At 72.3% G+C, this 20105-nt stretch carries 20 protein-coding genes and 1 tRNA gene; 9 read left to right on the top strand and 12 right to left on the bottom strand.

The window, feature by feature from the left end; translation table 11 throughout:
• Positions 1–41 precede the first annotated feature (41 nt).
• Together OG852_RS07825 and OG852_RS07820 are read right to left on the bottom strand one after the other, a co-directional pair.
• A complete protein-coding gene (locus tag OG852_RS07825; RefSeq protein ID WP_330347432.1) occupies positions 42–791 on the bottom strand; it encodes a CoA transferase in 750 nt (249 codons plus the stop codon).
• Entirely contained in the window at positions 792–1334 is a 543-nt protein-coding gene (locus OG852_RS07820) for a FadR/GntR family transcriptional regulator (protein ID WP_330347431.1), read from the bottom strand. It lies immediately after the preceding gene.
• 80 nt (positions 1335–1414) lie between these two features.
• Between OG852_RS07820 and OG852_RS07815 the strand changes: the two genes are divergently transcribed.
• Positions 1415–2614: a serine hydrolase domain-containing protein gene (locus OG852_RS07815; protein WP_133917407.1), complete on the top strand. Its 1200-nt coding sequence runs from the start codon at positions 1415–1417 to the stop codon at positions 2612–2614.
• 271 nt (positions 2615–2885) lie between these two features.
• A tRNA-Pro gene (locus OG852_RS07810) sits at positions 2886–2959 on the top strand.
• Between the two features lie 63 nt (positions 2960–3022).
• On the opposite strand, the gene OG852_RS07805 is transcribed toward OG852_RS07810, so the two are convergent.
• From OG852_RS07805 to OG852_RS07785, 5 genes are all read right to left on the bottom strand, one after another.
• Positions 3023–3829 carry an AfsR/SARP family transcriptional regulator gene (locus OG852_RS07805; RefSeq protein WP_330347430.1) on the bottom strand — a complete coding sequence of 269 codons (807 nt, stop codon included), beginning with the start codon at positions 3827–3829 and terminating at the stop codon, positions 3023–3025.
• A gap of 195 nt (positions 3830–4024) precedes the next feature.
• Positions 4025–5599 (bottom strand): MFS transporter, encoded by a 1575-nt coding sequence (locus OG852_RS07800; RefSeq protein WP_330347429.1) that lies wholly within the window; start codon positions 5597–5599, stop codon positions 4025–4027.
• Between the two features lie 180 nt (positions 5600–5779).
• Positions 5780–6397: an NUDIX hydrolase gene (locus OG852_RS07795; protein WP_133917405.1), complete on the bottom strand. Its 618-nt coding sequence runs from the start codon at positions 6395–6397 to the stop codon at positions 5780–5782.
• 105 nt (positions 6398–6502) lie between these two features.
• Positions 6503–7042, bottom strand: a complete 540-nt coding sequence (folE, locus tag OG852_RS07790) for a GTP cyclohydrolase I (RefSeq protein WP_133917404.1) — start codon at positions 7040–7042, stop codon at positions 6503–6505.
• Positions 7043–7086: 44 nt separating this feature from the next.
• Positions 7087–7500: a cupin domain-containing protein gene (locus OG852_RS07785; protein WP_133917403.1), complete on the bottom strand. Its 414-nt coding sequence runs from the start codon at positions 7498–7500 to the stop codon at positions 7087–7089.
• 193 nt (positions 7501–7693) lie between these two features.
• On the opposite strand from OG852_RS07785, the gene OG852_RS07780 reads away from it, so the two are divergent.
• The 5 genes from OG852_RS07780 (at position 7694) to OG852_RS07760 (ending at position 11838) form a co-directional block, all read left to right on the top strand.
• Complete coding sequence (locus OG852_RS07780; protein ID WP_330347428.1) at positions 7694–8392, top strand: phosphoribosylaminoimidazolesuccinocarboxamide synthase; 699 nt, start codon at positions 7694–7696, stop codon at positions 8390–8392.
• Complete coding sequence (locus OG852_RS07775; protein WP_330347427.1) at positions 8389–9141, top strand: SDR family oxidoreductase; 753 nt, start codon at positions 8389–8391, stop codon at positions 9139–9141. Before OG852_RS07780 ends, OG852_RS07775 begins: the two co-directional genes overlap by 4 nt.
• An 88-nt stretch (positions 9142–9229) precedes the next feature.
• Complete coding sequence (locus OG852_RS07770) at positions 9230–9703, top strand: hypothetical protein (RefSeq protein WP_330347426.1); 474 nt, start codon at positions 9230–9232, stop codon at positions 9701–9703.
• Complete coding sequence (locus tag OG852_RS07765; protein ID WP_330347425.1) at positions 9700–10527, top strand: HAD family hydrolase; 828 nt, start codon at positions 9700–9702, stop codon at positions 10525–10527. The genes OG852_RS07770 and OG852_RS07765 overlap by 4 nt, the downstream gene beginning before the upstream one ends.
• Positions 10528–10653: 126 nt before the next feature.
• A complete protein-coding gene (locus tag OG852_RS07760) occupies positions 10654–11838 on the top strand; it encodes a type III polyketide synthase (protein WP_330347424.1) in 1185 nt (394 codons plus the stop codon).
• An 11-nt stretch (positions 11839–11849) separates the two neighbouring features.
• Here the strand turns inward: OG852_RS07760 and OG852_RS07755 are convergent, their stop codons facing one another.
• On the bottom strand, positions 11850–13943 hold the full coding sequence (locus tag OG852_RS07755; protein ID WP_443064512.1) for a SpoIIE family protein phosphatase: 2094 nt from the start codon (positions 13941–13943) through the stop codon (positions 11850–11852).
• 566 nt (positions 13944–14509) lie between these two features.
• Entirely contained in the window at positions 14510–15124 is a 615-nt protein-coding gene (locus OG852_RS07750; RefSeq protein WP_330347423.1) for a TetR family transcriptional regulator, read from the bottom strand.
• A 57-nt stretch (positions 15125–15181) separates the two neighbouring features.
• On the opposite strand from OG852_RS07750, the gene OG852_RS07745 reads away from it, so the two are divergent.
• Entirely contained in the window at positions 15182–15877 is a 696-nt protein-coding gene (locus OG852_RS07745; protein WP_330347422.1) for a class II aldolase/adducin family protein, read from the top strand.
• Positions 15874–16803 (top strand): carbohydrate kinase family protein, encoded by a 930-nt coding sequence (locus OG852_RS07740; protein WP_133917395.1) that lies wholly within the window; start codon positions 15874–15876, stop codon positions 16801–16803. Before OG852_RS07745 ends, OG852_RS07740 begins: the two co-directional genes overlap by 4 nt.
• A gap of 46 nt (positions 16804–16849) precedes the next feature.
• Here OG852_RS07740 and OG852_RS07735 read toward each other — a convergent pair whose 3' ends face one another.
• The 3 genes from OG852_RS07735 to OG852_RS07725 are packed head-to-tail and all read right to left on the bottom strand — an operon-like array spanning position 16850 to position 20047.
• A complete protein-coding gene (locus tag OG852_RS07735; RefSeq protein ID WP_133917433.1) occupies positions 16850–17677 on the bottom strand; it encodes a 3-hydroxybutyryl-CoA dehydrogenase in 828 nt (275 codons plus the stop codon).
• Between the two features lie 41 nt (positions 17678–17718).
• Positions 17719–18909: an acyl-CoA dehydrogenase family protein gene (locus OG852_RS07730; protein ID WP_133917394.1), complete on the bottom strand. Its 1191-nt coding sequence runs from the start codon at positions 18907–18909 to the stop codon at positions 17719–17721.
• A gap of 25 nt (positions 18910–18934) precedes the next feature.
• The gene (locus OG852_RS07725; RefSeq protein ID WP_133917393.1) at positions 18935–20047 is read right to left on the bottom strand and encodes an alcohol dehydrogenase catalytic domain-containing protein; all 1113 of its coding nucleotides are present in this window, start codon (positions 20045–20047) and stop codon (positions 18935–18937) included.
• Positions 20048–20105: the final 58 nt, after the last annotated feature.

The raw sequence follows: 20105 nt of genomic DNA, 5'->3' as shown, positions 1-20105 counted from the left end.
GGGAAAGGTCGGGACGGGTCTTGACGTGCGGGGATCCGCCGTCATGCGCCGCTGTCCGGGGCGATCGCGTCGACCAGCCCCCGGGCGAACGCCTCCGTCGCCCCCAACGGGGTGCCGCTGAGGGCGGGATACGCCGTGCGGTGCCGGCCGATCCGGGCCGGGAGGCTCGCCGCGCCGCCGGCGCCGGGGATCAGTCCCGTGCCGAGCTCCGGCAGGCGGACCGTGGTGTCCGGTGCGGCGCCACCTGCCCCGCGAAGGCCGCCAGTTCGATGCCCGCGCCGACGCATGCCCCGTGCAGACGGGCGGTCACCTTCGCCGCGCAGCGCTGGAGGAGGGCGGCGGGACTGCGGCCGACCCGCACGAGGTGGGCGACGGCGGGCCCGCTCCCGCAGCGCGGCGATCTCCCCCTCGGACAGGCCGAGTTCGGCGAGCACCGCATCCGTGTGCTGCCCGAGCGCCGGCACCGCGCCCATCGGAGGCGCGTAGCCCTCGATCACCGGCGGCGGCAGCAGCGCCGGCACCGGACCGGCCGGGGTGTCGATCTCCCGCCGGCGGTCGCGGGCGGCGAGCTGCGGACGGGCGAGGACCTCGCGCGGTGTGTTGTAGCGGGCGTTGCCGATGCCGGCCGCGTCCGCCCGGTCCTGGATGTCGTCCAGGCCGTGCCGCGCGCACCAGTCGGTGAGCGCGGCGTCCAGGACGGCCCGGTGGGCCACCCGCCCCGCGTTGGTGCGGAACCGGTCGTCGTCCGCGAGGCCCGGCCGCCCCAGCGGCTCCCGGGCTGCCGGTCCCACTCACGGTCGCTCGTCGTCCCCAGCACGACGGTGCGTCCGTCGGCCGTGGGACAGGCGCCGTCTGGATTCCCGGTCGTCCACCTCGGCCGCCGCCACGGCGGAACCGCAGATGTGCCGGGTCATCCGCCGGGCCGCCGCCTCGTCGCCCGCCCGGATCGCCTCCGTGATCCGGGTGTGCGCGCGGCCGGTCAGCTCACGGATGCCGGCGTCCAGGAACGCATCCAGGTCGGTCGCCGCGTGGACGGACCGTGCGAGGGCGCTCATGAACCCGATGAGGAGTTCGTTGCCGCCCGCCCGCGCCACCGTCGTGTGCCGGCGCACATTGGCCCGCAGGAACCGCTGCACGTCCTCTCCCGCGCCGACCAGCTCCGCGTGGGCCGCGTCGAGTTCCGCCAGAGCCCGCTCGGTGCGCCGGCGGGCCGCCAGCGCCGCGCAGGCCGGCTCGATCGCCTCACGGGTCTCGTGCAGCGCCTCCAGACGGATGCGCTGACCCCGGATCACCCACTGCACGGTGTTCGCCAGGGACTCCCGTCCCGGCGTCAACTCCTCCGTACGGGTCCGGGCCCGCGGCGGCCGGAGTGTTGGCAGGCGGGGAGACGCGGCCATCAACCGATAGTGCGCGTATGACGCGTACCCGTACGGCGGTGCTGTGCGCCGCCACCCTCCTCGCCGCCCTGCTTCCCGCGGCGACGACCGCGACCGCCGCACCCGACCACCACCACCGTGCCTGCGCCGCCACCCGCGACCCGCAGGGCACGGCGCGCAAGGTCCTCGACATCGTCCGCGAGGCCAGGAAGGACCTCGGCCTCAAGGCCGCCCTCGTCAAGGTCACGGTCGGCGGGAAGCCCCTCGTCACCGGGGCGGTCGGCGAGTCCATGACCGGGGTGCCGGCCACCCCCGCGATGCACTTCCGGACCGGCTCGGTCGGAATCGCCTTCATGGGCACGGTGCTGCTCCAGCTCGTCGAGGAGCACAGGGCCGGCCTCGACGACCCGGTCTCGCGCTGGCTGCCCGACCTCCCGCACGGCGACCGGATCACCCTGCGCATGCTCGGCGACTCCACCTCGGGCCTGCACGACTACGTCCCCGACCCGGTCTTCCTCAAGAAGCTGTACGCCGACCCCTGGCGGCACTGGACGCCCAAGGAGGTCGTCGGGATCTCCCTCAGCCACCCCCTGTGGTACAAGCCCGGCACCAACTGGAGCTACTCGCACGCCAACTTCCAGCTCCTCGGCCGGGCCCTGGAGAAGATCACCGGCACCCCGCTGGACAAGCTGCTGCGCGAGCGCGTGTACCGCCCGCTCGGTCTGCGCAACACCGTCGGCAACGACACCGCCGTCATCCCCGAGCCCGTCCTGCACGCCTACGACGACGAGCGCGGCACCTACGAGGAGTCCACCTACTTCAACCCGTCCTGGACCACCGCGCCCGGCGCGGTCATCACCCAGGACATCTGCGACCTCGCCCGCTCCGCAAAGGGGGTCGGCTCGGGCGAGCTGCTCTCCCGCCGCTCCTTCCGCACCCAGCTCGACCCGGGCACGGTCGGGCTCGGCCACCCGACGAAGAAGTGTCCGGCGGACGTCTGTCTGCCCATGACCGAGGACTTCCACTTCGGCGTCGGCGTCGTCGTCAAGAACGGCTGGGTGGTGCAGAACCCGTCCTTCTTCGGCTACGCGGCCGTGATGGCGTACGAGCCGCACCAGCGGCTGACCATCGCGGTGTCCACGACGAAGGGCCCGAAGGCCGTCGCCGGCAACAACTCCCAGACGATCGCCGAGCGGATCGCCGATAGGCTGGACCCCCGGCACCCGTTGTCCGGCTGACCGGCCGTCCGTGACTCGGCGCCCGGTGACCGGCGTCCTGGTCACCGGACGCCTCCAGCCCTCGGGTCTGCCCTACGACTCCGGCTGCACCCACGGCTTCACCCTGCCGGCGCTCCGCCTGGGCGCCGCCCTCGCCGCCCTCCCGGTCCCGGTACGCCGCTCCGCCCGGCCCTCGGACCCGGCCGCTGCGCCCGGCCCCGACGCCCGCACCCGCCCGCGTACGGTAAGGTTTACCTGCGTGTTCCCGCAGTTCACCGCTGCGGAGGCGCGACGGGACGTGGCGCAGCTTGGTAGCGCACTTGACTGGGGGTCAAGGGGTCGCAGGTTCAAATCCTGTCGTCCCGACAGCGAGGTGTCTCGCGACAGCGAAAGCCCCCCGGACCTAAGGGACCGGGGGGCTCACCCGTGTCAGCCGCTGGGCCGGGCCACCGTCGCGAGGGCGTCCAGCCGGTGCTCGCCGCGCAGGATCTGCTCCTCCAGCCGTTTCAGCCGGTCGGTCGGATCGATGCCCAGCTCCTCGACGAGGATCCGCCGTACGCGGGTGTACGTGGCGAGCGCGTCCGCCTGGCGTCCCGTCCGGTGCAGGGCGACGATCAGCAGCTCCCAGAGCCGTTCGCGGAACGGATGCTGCCGGGTGAGGGTGGCCAGCTCCGGCACGAGGGCGTCCGCCTGGCCCAGATCGAGCCGCGCCTGGGCGGCGCGTTCCACCGCGAGCAGCCGCAGTTCCTTCATCCGTTCCAGTTCGGCCCGGACGGGCAGGGCCACGGGGAGTCCGTCGAGGGGGTTCCCGCGCCAGAGGTCGAGAGCGGACTGGAGGTTCCCGGCGGCCTGTTCGGTCTGCCCCGCCGCCATCTCCCGTTCGCCGCGCCGTAATCGGTCCATGAACAGGGAGAAGTCCAGCTCGGACGTGTCCGCGCGCAACAGATAGCCGCCCGTGAGCGTGGCCAGTCGCTCACCGTGCCGCCGGCGTCCTGTGGCGTCGCCGCCCTCCTGGAGTGCGCGGCGCAGCGCGCTGACATAGCCACGGACATTGACGGCCGCCGAGGGCGGGGGCTCCTCGCACCACACGGCCTCCAATAACTGGGGTATCGAGACCAGTCGATTGGCGTGCATGAGGAGTGCGGCCAGCACGACACGCCGGCGCGGACCGCCGAGTCTCGCGGGGATTCCGTCGTCCGACGTCACTTCCAGCGGACCGAGAATACCGAACCTCATCGCAGTCTCCCTTGCGCGTCCCTGCACGGGCATGCCGTTTCACCACGGCTCTCAGGCGATCTTTTCCACACCTCCTCCGCATAAACAATCGCGATTCCCAGGAGAAGGGCAGGTGCCCGGTTTCGGCAGGCGTAGGGAATCCGGCTCTCCGGAGCCGGTCCGAATTCTGCGAATATGGAGTTCGAATTTCCCTGCCTAATCCCTGTCGGCCGCTGCGAAGCCCTTCGTCCTTTCCTCCGTCATTTCCTCGGCGGTGTCCGGGGACAGGCGGGCGAGGTTCAGTCCGGCCAGCGTCAGCAGCACCAGGACGGCGATCCCGCACAGGGCCGCGGTGTGCATGCCGCCGGTGAAGGCGGACCGGGCGGTAGCGAGCAGCTCGTCACCGACCGCGTCCGGCAGACGGGCCGCTGCCTCCGTGGCGCCCGCAAGGGTGGACCGGGCGAGAGCGGCCGCCTCCGGCGGGATGCCCTTGGGCAGCGCGTCACCGGCCATCCGCGCCCCGTAGAACGCGGTCGCCACCGAGCCGAAGACCGCCACCCCCAGCGCGTTGCCGAGTTCGGCGCCCGTCTCACCGACCCCGGAGGCGTTGCCCGCGCGCTCCGGCGGCGCGCTGCTGATGATCACGTCGTTGGTCAGGGCCAGCGCCGCCTGGACCCCGAAGGACAGGACGGCGAAACCGACGGTCGTGAGCGCCAGACCGGAGACGGCCCCCGCGAGGCTGATCAGCACGAGCCCCGGCACGGCGAGCGCGAAGCCGCCCGCCATCACCCGCCCGGGATGCAGCCGTGCGGCGGCGGCCGGCGCGAGGAGCGTGCCCACCACCCCCGCCACCATCGCGGGCAGCGCCCACAGACCGGCGGAGAGCGGGGAGAGCCCGAGGACGAGTTGCAGGTACTGCAGGACCAGGAACTGCGTCCCGGTCACGACGAACAGGCCCATCGTCTGGCCGCCCAGCGCCACCGAGAACCCGGGGCGGCCGAACAGACGCAGGTCGAGCATGGGGTCGGCGAGCCGCAACTGGCGGCGCACGAAGGCGACCGCGAAGCCCAGTCCTGCGGCGACGGCCAGCAGCGACTGCGCCCGGACGCCGTCCTGCGCCATCTGCTTGAAACCGTAGACCACCGGCAGCACCGTCACGATGGACAGGGCGATGCTCGCGGGGTCCAGCCGGCCGGGGTCGGGGTCGCGGCACTCGGGCAGCAGCACCGGTCCGACGACCAGCAGGACCACCCCCACCGGTACGCCGACCAGGAACACCGACCCCCACCAGAAGTGCTCCAGCAGCACCCCGCCGACCAGCGGGCCGATCATCCCGCCGACGCTGAAGTTGGTCATCCACACCGCGATGGCGAACCGTCGCTGGTCCGGGTCGCGGAACATGTTGCTGATCAGCGACAGCGTGGACGGCATGAGCGTCGCGCCGGCGACCCCGAGGAGGGCGCGGGCCACGATGAGCATGGCCACTCCGGTCGAGTACGCGGCGAGCAGCGACGCGGCCGCGAACGCGGCGGCACCGACGAGGAGCAGCTTCCGCCGGCCGATCCGGTCGCCGAGGGTCCCCATGGTGGCGAGGAACGACGCGACCAGGAAGCCGTAGATGTCGACGATCCAGAGCAACTGGGCGCCGCTCGGTCCCAGGGCCTGGCCGAGTGCGGGGGCGGCCAGGTGGAGCACGGTCATGTCGAGACCGATCAGCAGGGTCGGCAGCGCGAGGACGGCCAGTCCCGTCCACTGCCGCCGGCCCGCTCGTGCTGGTTCGTCGACACGCACGGAAGAAGCCCTTCCTCACTCGCCCGGATTCGCGGAATCCCAGAATTGATGCAACTCGCAACGATCATAGGAGCGTTGGCCGGTCGCAGAAGCGGGCCCGTCACAGACCGGCCACCGGTCCTCGCCCGCCCCGGCGGCGGAAGCCGCCGATTCACCGGGGGTGACGCCCGTCGGCCCCTTTCAGAAAGTGGCGAGTTCCTGTCCGAGTGTGCCGAGCACCGCACGCACCGCGAGCGTCAGCGGGCGCTCGAGCGCCTCCGCCGCGGTGAGCCAGACGGCGGCGACGCCCTCCGGGCCGAGGCGCACCGCGGCCTCGCCGCCGTCGCCCACCTCACCGTGGTAGACGTCCCACACATGCGCGTCGGCGCCCCTGCGGCAGCCGTCGCCCGGCACGGGGATCCGGCCGACGAACGCCAGCCCGCGCGCGGTCAGCCCGGTCTCCTCCGCGAGTTCGCGCGCCGCGGCCGCGGACGACGCCTCGTCCCGTTCCACATGTCCGGCGGGGATCGTCAGGCCGAACGGGAACGCCGTCCGGTCGAAGAAGAGGAAGCGTCCGCGCGCGTCCCGTACGAAGACGCCCGCCGTCTCGTGCCAGTACTCGCCCTCCTCGTCCGTCCACCACGTGACCGCGGGGTCGAGCACCAGCGCCCGGTCCCGGACCGCTCCGCAGGCACCGCACACACAGTGCCGCCGTCCGTCCCGGGTGCGCCAGCGCACCGCGTCCTCGTGGCACCGCAGGCAGTAGTGGTGCACGGCCCCGTCGGTCAGTGCCTGCGGGGGCAGGAAATCGAGCTTCATCGCCTCTCCTCACCGGCTCGCACCGGGTCGGCCGCCGCACCCGGCCGCGCGGCAGACAGCCCCCTGGCGTGTCTGCCGCACGGTGTCCATGACGGCGACGGATCGTCAGACGTCCAGGCCGTAGCGGGTGAAGAGCTCCGTGTCACCGGTGACGTAGGAGGTGTCGGTGATCGCGGTCTGGTCGGACGGGCCACGGCTGCACATGCACATGTGCCGTCCGTTCGACACGACCCGCGCGGCGCGGGCGCCCCCGGAGCTCATGATCTCCTCGGCGATCTCCTTCACCAGATGCTCCTGGATCTGGAACCGGCGGCTGTAGGCCTGCACCAGCCTCGGGAACTTGCCGAGGCCGAGGATGCGGTCACCGGGGACGTACGAGACGGCGATCCTCCCGAAGAACGGCAGGAAGTGGTGGGCGCAGATCGAGAAGTAGTTGATGTCGTGCACCCGGACCACGCCGGCGTGCTCGCCGTCGACCTCGACCGTGGTCTTGAGGATCTTCGACGGGTCGATGTCGTAGCCGCTGAGCAGCTCCCGGTAGGCACGGACGATGCGGGGCTCGCACTCCTCCTCGCGGTACCAGTCCAGGGCCCGCTTGTCGGTCGTCACGTTCTCTTCGAGCCACTGGGCGATGCTGGTGGTCATGCTCGGCCTCCTGATGGATGACTGACGGGGTGGTCGGTTCGCCTTCACTTCGGGTCGGCGGGCGGCCACTGCGGCGGCGGGGCCTGACCGAGGAACTCGATGACCACGTTCCGGTAGAAGCGGTCGCCGCGGTTCACCAGCCGGTGCGGCTTTCCGCGTCGCCGGTGCACCACCTCGCCGATGAAGTCGTCCTGGTCCTCGATGTCGCCGTCCTCGTACTCCAGCCGCACCTGACCGGGGTGGTCGACCACGAACACGTAGTCCCAGGGATGCTCGTGCCATTCGCTGGCCTCGCCCGGCTGGAGTTCCAGCAGCCACACCCGGGTGCTCTCGTCCTCGAACAAGAGCTTCGTCCCGGCCGTTCCGTAATGCCGGCCGGGCGTTCTTCCCCGCAGTTCCTCAGGTATTTCCGTGGTGCCGTGCGTGCTGGTGCCGTGCGTGCTCCCGACGTGCGCCATTCCGACGTTCTCTCCTCTGGGAAGACAGCATTTCGTGTGGTGCCTCCGTCATATTGCCCCGCCCCCGTACAAACCCTGTACAGGCCCTGTACATTTACTCGGCTGCCCTGGGAAGAGGCGTTTCCCGTGAGGTAGATTCGACCGCGCACTCCAAAGTCGACTGATCCCGGAAACCGGAAAAGGAGATGGGGGCATGACGAGGCACACGCGGAAGCCCGACGTCCAGGGCAGGAGCAAGAAACTCTGGATGAACGGCGACGGCACCTGCGACGTCGAACTGATACCGAGCCTGCGCAGCTTCACGTACGACCGGGACGCCTTGATGCCACGGACGGCGGCGCTCCGGCTGGATTTCTACGAGGCGGCGGCCGAACGCCTCGCCGGCAAGGGCGTCCGCACGGTCTTCAGGGAACGGCTCGACGCCCTCACCTACCGGGCGGACCATGTGCCCGCGCCGCCGTTCGAGGTCATCGTGAAGAACCTCGCCACGGGCTCCACCGTGCGCAAGTACCCGGGGCTCTTCCCGGAGGGGCACCGGTTCCGGCAGCCGGTGGTGAAGTTCGACTACCGGACCGATCCCGAGGACCAGCCGATCGGCGAGGACTACCTCCGTGCGGCGGGCGTGGACGTCGCCTCCCTGCGCGCCTGCGCGCTGCGGTGCAACGACGTGCTGCGGTCCTGGCTGGCCCCCCTGGACCTGTGGGACTTCTGCCTGGTGGTGGGGGTCGGCGCGGACGGTGAACCCGTCGTCAACTCCGAGGTGTCGCCGGACTGCATGCGGCTGCGCGACGAGGACGGCAACCCCCTGGACAAGGACCTGTTCCGGCAGGGCGCCGACGAGGCCACCCTGGTGCGGGCCTGGACGGACCTGGTCCGCCGGGTGCGCGGATGAGCGCGGCCGCCGACGGCACCGACGCGGCGAGGGGGAGCGCCCGGGCGGCCCGTGCGCGTCGTCCCGTCGTGTTGCTGACCGGGGCCAACCGCGGCACCGGCCGGGCGGTGGCCGAGGAGTTGCACACCGCCGGCTGGCAGGTCCACGCGCTGTCCCGGACGCCCGCGCGAGTGCCCTGGCTGCGGGAGGCCGTCTGCGACCTGCGCCACCCCGAGCAGGTCGGCCCCGCCGTCGCCCGGGTCGCCGCGGCCGCCGGGAGCCTGGACGCCGTGGTGACCGGCGGGGTCGTCCGCGCCCTCGGCGAGGTCGCCTCCCTCCGCCTCGACGACTGGCGGGAGGCGGTCGACGTCAATCTCACCTCCGTGCTGGCGCTGGTGCGGTCGGCCCTGCCGCACCTGCGCCGCGGCGGGGGGCGGATCGTCCTGATGGGCAGTCACGCGGGCAGCCGCTTCTTCGAGGGCGGGGCGGCGTACTGCATGACGAAGGCCTCGCTGAAGGCGCTCGCCGAGGTGCTGCTGCTGGAGGAGCGGCCGCACGGGGTCTGCACCACCCTGCTCAGTCCGGGGGCCATCGCCAATCTGCCCGGTGACGACTCGCCGACGAAGCTGGCCACCTCGTCGGTGGCGCGGGCGGTGCGCTGGGCGCTGGAGGCACCGGACGACACCGCCGTCGGCGAGCTCGAACTGCGGCCCGCCCGTCTCCCCGCCCGCCCAGCGGTCTCGGGCCTCGACCGGCTCCAGGCCGTCTGACCGCGCGCCCCACCCCGGCACGGCACGGCACTCGTACGCGGTGCGGTGCGTTTCGGGACGTCCGCACCCCAGGTGGCAAAGGAGAGGCATGACCGAGCAGACGGAACAGCCGGACGCCGTCACCGCAACGCGCACCGTCGACGTGAGCTGGGACCTGGGAGTGGGGCTGATCACCGCCGTCGGCACCCTGCCCGACGCGCCGCTCGCACCGGGCGGCGAGGTGCGGATCGGCTTCGCCTCCCGGCTGTGGATCTCCCTCGACATCAGCGGCCGCCCGGTGGGCCTGGACGTCTTCGACATCCCCCCGGTGCTGGTCGGGGTGGTCCCGCCGGCCAGGCGCGGCGAGGAGGACGCGTCCGCCGTGGCGCCGGGCGGGATCCCCTGGTGTCTCGACACCGACAGCAACTGGGTGTGGATCGAGCTGATCGAGGCACCCACCCGGCAGCGCCTCGTCCGCGAGGGCTGGGTCGAGGTGTGGCTGCGTCAGGAACGGCCGGTGCGCCTGAAGGTACGGGCACCGGTCGGCGGACCGCCCGCCCCGGCCGTGCGGTCCACGCCGTGAGCGCGCCGGACCGGATCCGGCTGGTCTGCACCGATCTCGACGGCACCCTGCTCGACGGGCGCGGCACCCTCGGGCCGCTGACCCGGGGCACGCTCACCGAAGCGGCGCGCGCCGGGCTTCCGGTGGTGTGCGTGACCGGCCGTCCGCTGCGTGACGCACTGCCCGTCTGCCGCGAGATCGGCCCGGACGGGCTGGTGGTGTGCAGCAACGGGGCCGTGACGGCGGAGGTCGCGACGGGCAGGCCGCTGTGGTGCCGGAGCTTCCCCGGGCGCCGGGCACGCGCGGTCCTCGCCGGGCTGCGCACCCGGCTGCCCGGGGTGGTGCTCGGCGTGGACACCCTGCGCGGACTGTTCCTTGAACGCGGGTTCGACGAACTGGTCCCCCACTGCTGGCGGCACACGGCCGTCCCGGACGCCGTCGGGGTGCCGGCCCCGGGCGACGACGTGGTCAAGATCCTCGCGGCGCACCCCGACCGGCCGGGACCGTCGCTCGCGGCTGCCCTGGTCCGCCCCGGCGACGGGCTCCTCGCGACCTGCTCCACACCGCACTTCCTGGAAATCGCACCGCCCGGCGTGGACAAGGGGGCCGCCCTGCGCCGGCTGGCCGACCACTACCGGATCCGGGTCACCGCCGTGGCCGCGGTCGGCGACATGCCGAACGACCTGCCGATGCTGCGCGCGGCCGGTCTCGCCGCCGCGGTCGCCAACGCCCATCCGTCCGTCCGCCGGTGCGCCGACCTGGTCCTTCCCGGCAACGAGGAGGAGGGAGTGGCCGACCTGCTGGCGATGGTCCTGTCGGCACGGCGGGAGACCGTGTGGTCATGAAATGGACAGAGAGGGGCTGAATGCGAAGTGAATTGACATGACGGTGTCTTGACCCGGACGCACCGAATCAGGCAGGTTTCAGATGCTTGATGTCATCCAGGGGCTTCCTGAGAAAGCTGCGTTGCCATGGGCGCCTATCTGTGTCCTCCCGCCGTGGTGCACGGCGAACACGTGGTGGAGACCGGCCAGATCCTGGCGGAGGTGCGGGACCGGCACCCGCGGGCGCCCTGGCTGCCGCGGATCGACGGCATCGCCGCCAGTACGGGCATCGTCTCGCGCGGGTGGATGCTGCCGCTGGAGACCGCTGCCGGGCCCAGCGACGGGACGGGTCTGCGAACTCCCGGCGCCGGTCCGGCTCGTGAGGCACTGGCCCGCGCCGGGTTCACCGACGAGGACGTCCACCGCGTGATCGCCGTACTGGAGGCGGTACCGGCCCCGCGGACCGTCCAGGAGCGCACCGCGCCGGCCTGGGCGGCCGTGCAGACGTACGGGGAGCGCGCGGCGCGCCGGGCCCTGGGCGTCGCCGGACTGGACGCCGCCGACGTGGACTGTCTGATCACCAGTCACTCCACCACCCCCGCCCTGCCGGGACTGGACCTGTCCCTGCTCAACCGTCTCCCGCTGCGCCGCGACGTACTGCTGCTGCCGGCCACCCAGTGGGCCTGCATCGCCGGCACCCGCTCGCTGGCCCTGGCGGCCGACCTGGTCGCCGCGGACCCCGAACGGGTGGTGCTGGTGGTGATATCGGAGGCGCTGAGCACCACCTACCAGCCCGCCGACGACACGCTGGAGTCACTGATCGTCCGGCTGCTGTTCGCCGACACCGCCGTCGCCGTGGTGGTGACCGGGCGCCCCGCGACGGAGTCGGTCCTGCGGCTGGACGCCGTCTGGCACCACACGCTGCCCGGCACGATGAACCTGCACCGGCTGGAGACCCGGGAGGACGGCACGCATTTCGTGATGGACCGTCGGGGGCCGCGTGCCGTGCAGGAGACGGTCGCCGCGATGTGGACCTGGCTGCGTCTGCGCCACCAGGACGACGCGCACCCCTGGCATCCCGATCTGCTGCTCGCGCATCCCGGCGGGACACGGGTGCTGGAGTACATGGAGCAGACGATGCCCGAGGAGTGGCCCGAGGGGCTTCTGGCCCACAGCCGGGACAGCTACACCACCGGCAACCGCGGCGGTGCCGCCGTGCTGGACATCCTGCGGCGCGCGCACGAGGCCGGCCAGAAGTCGGGCAGCCGCACCGTGCTCTACGCCGCCGCGCCCGGGCTGACGGCCACGGCCGTGGAGGGGGAGTGGCTGTAGCCGCGGGTGTGTCACGCCCCCAGTTCGGCCCAGACGGCTTTCCCGGTGTCGGTCCACCGCACCCCCCAGCGGGTGGTGAGCTTGTGGACGACGTGCAGTCCCCGGCCGCCGTCGTCGAGCAGGTCACCGCGGCTCAGGCGGGGCCGGCCGTTGCCGGTGTCACCGACCTCGCACGTCAGACGGCTCCCCGTCCTCACCAGCCGCACAGTGACGGGCCCGGGGGCGAACCGCACGGCGTTGGTGACCAGTTCGCTGATCACCAGCAGCACACCGTCCCGGGCCTGCCCGCCGATGTGCCAGCGCCGCAGGAGGGGGGAGACCAGGGCGCGGGCGCGGGCCGCGGTGTCGTCCCGGGCGGGCAGGCGCCAGGTGGCGGCGTCACGGGCGCGGCGGCCCGCCATCCGGGCGAGCAGCAGGGTCACGTCGTCGCGCAGACGCTCCCGCGGGGCAAGGGCGGCGACCACGCGACGCGCGGCCTGCTGCAGATCGTCCCAGGGGTGCACCTCGCGCACCACGTCCGTCAGCCGGCCGATCCCGTCGTCGATCGAGGCCGCCGGGTCCTCCACCAGGCCGTCGGTGTACAGGACGAGGAGCGAGCCGGGCGGCGCGGCGAACGCCTGCACGTCGAACGGCTCCCGCACGGCGAACTCGGCTCCCAGCGCCGGGTGCGGCTGCGCCGCGACGGTCTTGGCGGACCCGTCGGGATGGATGAGGACGGGCGGCAGATGGCCGGCGTTGGACAGCACCACCCGGTGGTCGACGGGATCGTAGACCGCGATGCAGCACGTCGAGCCCAGCGCGCTGTATCCGGCCGCCAGGCCCGCGTCTGTGTCGTCCAGCAGCGTGACGGTCTCGTCCAGCCGCTCCAGCACCTCCCCGGGGCCCAGCCCCGCCGAGAGCAGCGCGCGCGCCTCCATGCTGAGCTGGCCCATCGCCGCCGCGGCGCCCAGACCGTGCCCCACGACGTCACCGACCACCAGCGCGGTGCGGTCACCCGGCAGCGGGAAGCTGTTGACCCAGTCACCGCCGACGCCCGTGCTGTCGGGAGTGGTCGGCTCGTAGACGCTGGCGACCTCGATGGTGTCGCTGCCGGCCCGCGGCAGCAGCCGGCGCTGCAGTGCCAGGACCTGTGCGTGCTCCCGCTGGTGCTGGCGGGCCAGGTCCACGTGACGGGCGGTCTTGGCCACGAGTTCCTGCAGATCGAGCAGCTCACCCTCGCCGAAGGGATGCTCCGGCCGCCGCCAGACCTCCGTCACGCCCAGCACGATGGGCCCCGGCGTGCCCTCCGGTCCCTCCACGACCAGTGGTATGCAGGCGACACTCACCGGCCGGTGGCCGGGCACCAGGGCGCGCACCAGCCGTGGATCGCCGAGCGCCCGCTCGATCGCCTCGCGGTCGCGGATGACGATGGCCTGCGGGGCGTCGTCCCGCATGACCGCACCGGCCAGCAGACAGCTCGCCTCGCGGGGAAGGTTGTCCCCGGCGGTCAGGTATCCCTCGGGCCAGGCCCGGTCCGGCACCAGGGCCGCCCGCCGCAGCCGGATGCGCTCCTGCGCCTGTTCCGTGACCGCCTCGCCCGTCCATACGGCGTAGTCGAGATCGACGGCGGCCACGTCCCCCCACGCCAGCAGGGACTGGGCCAGGGACTGGGCGGTCTCCCCGATGTCCAGGGACGTCCCTATCGCGGCGGCGGAGGCGTACAGGTGCAGCCGCTTGGCCATGGCGATCAGGGAGACGGTCAGACCGTCCTGCGGGGGCGCGGCGGGCAGGATGCTCATCGAGACCACCAGCTCCGTGCCGTCGTCCCGGCGCAGCCGCTGGACCCTGGCGACGTGCGCCTCCCGGGTGTCGAGCACCCTGCGCAACCGCTGTGTCACCGTGGGCACGTCCCCGGGGGGCAGCAGATCGGCGAAAGCGGTCCCCGGCGCGACGCTCACGCCCGCGAACGGAGCGGCGTTCAGATTGCAGCTCGTGATCCGCAGATCCCCGTCGAGGGTGACCGCCCCGAGGATCTGTTCCCGCTGGTCGTCAGCTTCCCCACCGGCCCCTGAGGGCACCGTCGTCCCGGCCCTGGGGATGTAGTCCGCCAGAGCGCCGCTGACCATGTCGAACGGCGATGGGGGAGGTGTGGGATCCATACGGCTCACACGCGGCTCGCTGACTCCGGCGCCCACCGGAAGATGTTCCCGAGTTCATGCGGCCGAGCCCCGAGATCCCTGACCGCACATCTCATGAGTAACACACATGGCTGCTCATCGAGGGGGTGAAAGCGGAGGAAAAACGGCGGAAGACGTCAGATCGACCGAACCGTCGTCTCCACGCTCACCTCGTCCCCGGCGGACAGCCCCCGCGGGGGGCGTACGGCGCCGGTCCGCGCCACTCGGTGACATGGCCGGTGAAGGCGAGGTCCCTGCGGTCAGCCCCGTCACTCGAGGGCGGCGGGGTCGCGTTCGGCGGATCGGCGGTGCCGGGACTTCTCGTCGAGGACGACCGGCCTGCCCGCGCGGACCGGGAAGGGCGCGAGACGGCGCGGGGTCTGCGCGAACGATCACGCGCCGTCCACCGAGGCGTGCGACGGCGGCTGCGGGAGCCGGCGGTCGAGCCCGGCCTCCAGGAGGGGTATGACATCCCCGTGGACGACGAGAGCGCCGATCTCGCGATCGGTGAGGCGTCAGTAGCGGGACACGACGTCCGTCAGGTAGCCGCGCAGCATCGCCTTCGCCTCGTCGAGCAGGGCCGCGTCACCGTCCGCGTCCCGGCGGAAGGCCTCCTGGGCGAGCGCGTCGGCCGCGAGGACGGCGGCATGGCACGCGCGGGCGAGCGGCTCGTCGTCGTGTACGACGTCCAGTGCGAGCAGCACCCGGCGGATCCCGTCGGCCATCCGCCGCTTGTGCTCGCGGTCCGCCGCCCGCGTCCGCTCGGTCAGTCCGCTGCCGAACCACAGGGCCCGGAAACCGTGCTCCGTCCGGTAGATCCCGGCGTACGCGTCGATCAGCACCCCGACCGGGTCCTCCCACCGCTCCACGGCCGCGGCCCCCGCCAGCTCGTCCATGACGCCCTCCAGCCGGGCGAAGTACCCCGCCGCCAGGGCGTCGATGAGGGCGCCGCGGTCCGGCAGGTACTGGTACAGCGAGCCCACGGAGATCCGTGCCTCGGCCGCGACCCGGGTCGTCGTCAGCGCTTCCACGCCCTCCTCGACCAGGATGCGCTCGGCCGCCCGCAGGACCAGCGCCAGGCGGGCCTTGCTGCGGGCCTGACGGGGGGTGCGGCGCAGCGGGGTGTCCAAGAACCGTCTCCGAACGTGAACGTGACTTTGTTTCACGTTTACGCTACCTTCGCGCCCATGACCGCCTCAAGCTCGGCGCTGAGCCAGGAGCGGACCGCCGTCGCGGACGCCTGCCGGCGCCTCGGGGCCGAGGGGCTCCTCATCGGCACGGCAGGCAACGTGAGCGTCCGCGTCGACGACAAGGTCGCCATCACCGCGACCGGAGCGGTCCTCGCCGCACTGACCCCCGAGCAGGTGACCGTGGTGGACCTCGACGGGAAGCTCGTCGAGGGGACCTACGAGCCCACCTCGGAACTCGAACTGCACCTCGGCGTCTACCGCCGCTACGGCAGCGGAGCCGTCGTCCACACCCACGCGCCCCATGCCACCGCCGTGTCCTGCGTCCTCGACGAACTCCCCTGCGTCCACTACCAGTTGCTCGCCCTCGGCGGTACGGTCCGGGTCGCGCCCTACGCCACCTTCGGCACCCCGGAACTCGCCGAGTCGGTGCTCACCGCCCTCGAGGGGCGCAGTGCCGCCCTCCTGGCGAACCACGGAGCGGTCACCCACGCCGTCACCCTCGACCAGGCCGTCGAACACGCCCTGCTCCTCGAATGGGCCTGCGGCGTCTACCAGCGCGCGGCCTCCATGGGCACCCCCCGCTTCCTGGACGAACAGCAGCAACTCGCGGTGATCGAGGCGGCGATCGCCCGCTCCTACGGAACCACCCGTCCCGTACAACCCGCAGAAGAGGAAAGCAGGGGGAGCAGATGAAGGTCTTCACGATGGGCGTGCACGTCCTGGACGTCCTGGTCCGGCCGGTGGAGGCGATACCGGAGGGGCAGGGCGCGACCCTGGTCGAGGACATCCGGATGACGGCCGCCGGAACGGCCGGCGGCACCGCCCTCACCCTCGCCAAGCTGGGCGCGCAGGTGTACAGCGCGGGCGCCGTGGGCTCCGATCCCAGCGGTGACCTGCTCGTGCAGCTGCTGAACAGGGCGGGAATCGACACCGGCTTCCTCGTCCGCCGCACGGACACCGCGACCTCCGCCAGCGTCCTGCCCATCCGCCCCAACGGCGACCGGCCCTCGCTGCACCTGCTCGGCGCGAACATCACCTACGGCGTGGACGACGTGCCCTGGGACGCCCTTGCCGAAGCCACCCATCTGCACCTCGGCGGCCCCGAGCTGATCGGTGTGGAGACCGCGACGCGGATCCTGTCGTACGCGAAGGACCACGGGGTCGTCACCTCGGTCGATCTGCTCGCGCCGGGGGTGCTCGGCAGCTTCGAGCAGATCGAGGCGGCGCTTCCGTACGTCGACCACTTCCTGCCCAACGAGGACCAGGTCCTCGGCTTCACCGGCGAGGACGATCTGCTCACCGGGGCACGGAAGCTGCTGGCCGCCGGCGCGGGCGTCGTCGCGGTGACACGGGGCGGGGACGGGGCGCTCGTGGTGAGCGCGGACGGGGCGGAGCCGGTACCGGCGTTCGTCGTCGACGTGGTCGACACCACCGGGTGCGGGGACGCGTTCTCGGCGGGGTATCTGCGGGGGATCGGCCTGGGGCGTACGCCGAGTGACGCGGCGGTGCTGGGCAGCGCGGCTGCCGCGCTGGTCGCGCAGGGGCTTGGCAGTGATCACGGCGACTTTGATCTGGCGGGGGCCGATGCGTTTGCCTCGTCTGCCAAGTCCCATGCGTGAGTGGGTGCGGCCGTGTGGGGGCTGGTCGCGCAGTTCCCCGCGCCCCTCAGGTGTTCACGGCGTATTCATGGAACCCCCGGCCCGACTTGCGGCCCAGGAGGCCCGCTTCCACCATCCGTAGCAATAGGGGTGGTGGGGCGTGTTGGGGGTCCTTGAAGTCCGCGTACATCGCCTCCGCTATGGCCTTGAGGGTGTCCAGGCCGATCAGGTCGGCCAGGTGCAGGGGGCCCAGGGGGTGGGCGCAGCCCAGGACCATGCCGGTGTCGATGTCCTCCGCCGAGGCGTGGCCGGACTCCAGCATCCGGATGGCGGACAGGAGATAGGGCACCAGCAGGGCGTTGACGACGAAGCCGGCCCGGTCCTGGGCGCGGATCACCTTCTTGCCCAGGACGGTCGTGACGAACTCCTCGGCCCGCACCTGTACCTGAGGTTCCGTCAGCAGGGACGGGACGATCTCCACCAGCTCCAGTACCGGGACCGGGTTGAAGAAGTGGACGCCGATCACCTGGTGCGGGCGGGTGGTGGCCCTGCCCAGTGTCACCACGGGCAGGGAGGAGGTGTTGGAGGCGAGGATCGCGTCCTCGCGGGTGACGATCCGGTCGAGCTCGGCGAACAGCGCGACCTTGACCCGCTCGTCCTCCGTCGCCGCCTCCACCACCAGGTCCCGGTCGGCCAGTGCGGTGAGGTCGGGGGTGACCCGCAGCCGGCCGAGGGCGGCGTCGCGCTCGGCGCCGGTGAGCTTGCCCCGCCGTACGCCCCTGTCCAGCGAGGCGGTGATCCGGGCCCGGCCCGCCTCGGCCGCGCCCGGACTCACCTCGTGGACCACGACGTCCAGGCCGGCCCGGGCGCAGACCTCGGCGATGCCCGCGCCCATCAGCCCGCAGCCGACGACCCCCACCCGGCGGATGTCCGAGGTCACCGGAACGCCGCCTGGCCCGTCAGTGCCTGCCCGATCACCAGGGTGTGCATCTCGACCGTGCCCTCGTAGGTGAGGATCGACTCCAGGTTGTTGGCGTGCCGGATGACCGGGTATTCGAGGGAGATGCCGTTGGCGCCCAGGATCGTGCGCGCGGTGCGGCAGATCTCCAGTGCCGCCCGGGTGTTGTTGAGTTTGCCGTAGCTGACCTGTTCGGGGCGCAGGCCCCGGTCGTCCTTGGTGCGGCCGAGGTGCAGGGCCAGCAGGACGCCCTTGTTCAGCTCCAGGGACATGTCGGTCAGTTTGGCCTGGGTGAGCTGGAAGGAGCTGATCGGACGGTCGAACTGGACCCGGTCGCCCGCGTAGGCCAGCGCCGCCCGGAAGGCGGAGCGGGCGGCGCCCATCGCGCCCCAGGCGATGCCGTAGCGGGCCTCGCTCAGACAGGACAGGGGGCCGCGCAGTCCCCGGACGCCGGGCAGCACGGCGCTGCCCGGCAGCCGTACGCGGTCCAGGACCAGTTCGCTGGTCACCGAGGCCCGCAGGGACATCTTGTGCTTGATCGCGGACGCCGAGAAGCCGGGCGTGTCGGTGGGGACGACGAACCCGCGGATGCCGTCGTCGGTTTTCGCCCAGACCACGGCGACATCGGCGACCGAACCGTTGGTGATCCACATCTTGCGGCCGTCGAGGATCCAGTCGTCGCCGTCCCTGCGGGCGGCGGTGCGCATGCTGCCCGGGTCGGAGCCGGAGTCGGGCTCGGTCAGACCGAAGCAGCCGATCGCCGTGCCCGCCGCCATCCTCGGCAGCCACTCGCGCTTGTGCTCCTCGGAGCCGAACGCGTGCAGCGCGTACATGGCCAAAGAGCCCTGCACGGACACCAGGGACCGCAGACCGGAATCGGTCGCCTCCAGCTCCAGACAGGCCAGACCGTAGTCGACCGCGCTCATGCCGGCGCAGCCGTAGCCCTCCAGGTGCATGCCCAGCAGGCCGAGTTCGCCGAGTTCCTTGGTCAGGCCCCGGATGTCCTCGATCCCGCCCTGCTCGAACCACTCGGCGATGTACGGATCGACGCGCCGCTCGCAGAAGGTGCGCACGGTGTCGCGCACCGCGCGCTCGTCCGGGCCGAGCAGACTGTCGAGTTCCAGGAGGTCGAGGGGATCGGCCGGGCGGCCGGCGTGCGCTGTGTGCATCGTCAGTCTCCAGAGGGGTCGGGGGTCAGGCCCGCGGGTCGATGATGAAGTTGCTGAAGCCGCCGTTGCGCACGGCGATACCGCCGATGGCCTCGTTGACCTGGTCCAGCGGGTACACGTGGTGCTCCAGCGGGCTCAGGTCCAGCAGGCCCGCCCCGGCCATGTCGGCCATGGTCTGGCCCTCGGCGGAGGTGAACCACGCCGAGCCGATCAGCCGCAGCTGCTGGTCCATCATCCGGTGGATGTCGACCGGCAGATCACCGGCGACGGCGCCGATGTTGACGGCGATGCCGCCGCGGGCCATCGCCCGCATGCCCGCCCGGAACGTCTCGTGCGGGGCGCCCGGGCCGAGGGCGTCGACGTAGATGTCGGCGCCGTGGCCGCCGGTCTCCGCGCGGACCCAGTCGTCGAGCGGGCCGTCGTCCAGGGAGTGCAGGCGCAGCCGGCCGCCGGCCAGTTCGCCGACCCGGGCGAGCAGGGCCTTGTCCCGGCCGGTGCCGTACACATGGGTCAGGCCCATGGCGGGCGCGAGGAGCGCGGCGGCGATGCCCAGGGTGCCGCTGATCCCGTTGATCAGGATCGTCTTTCCGGGGCCGGCCTCGGCCTTGCGCAGCGCCGAGTACATGGTGCCGATGTAGCCGAAGCGGGCGGCCGCCTCGAAGGAGAGGTTGTCGGGCAGCTTCACCAGGCTGTACGCCGGGGCCACCATGTACTCGGCCAGGCCGCCCTGGTAGCGGTCGAGGAGGTGGAGGGCGGTGGGGGAGAAGCCGAAGTAGCCGGCGAAGGCGTAGCTGGCGCAGTTGATCGAGTCGCCGCCCCGGCAGGAGCGGCAGGAGCCGCAGGAGCGGCCCGGGTTGACGTAGACCCGGTCGCCGACCTCGAAGCCCTCGACTCCCTCGCCGATCTCCTCGATCACCCCCGCCGGGTCGAGACCGAAGATCGCCGGCAGGGTGGGCAGCGGGCTGTGCGGGAACCACGTGGTCCACATGTTCAGGATGTTGGCGAGATTGGGCACGATGTTGACGGCGTGCACGGCCACCCGGACATCGCCGCGGCCGGGCTCGGGAACGGGCAGTTCCTCGATCTTCATCGGCTCGCCGACGTTGTGCATCCGCGCGGCTCGCATGGTCGCACTCATGGCGTCTCCTCGGGGTATGAGGGTGTGGGTGGGGGAGACGGCACCAAGGGCGGTGCGG

The sequence above is a fragment of the Streptomyces sp. NBC_00582 genome, from assembly GCF_036345155.1.
Lineage (GTDB): Bacteria > Actinomycetota > Actinomycetes > Streptomycetales > Streptomycetaceae > Streptomyces.
This window is presented reverse-complemented; position numbering and strand designations above follow the sequence as displayed.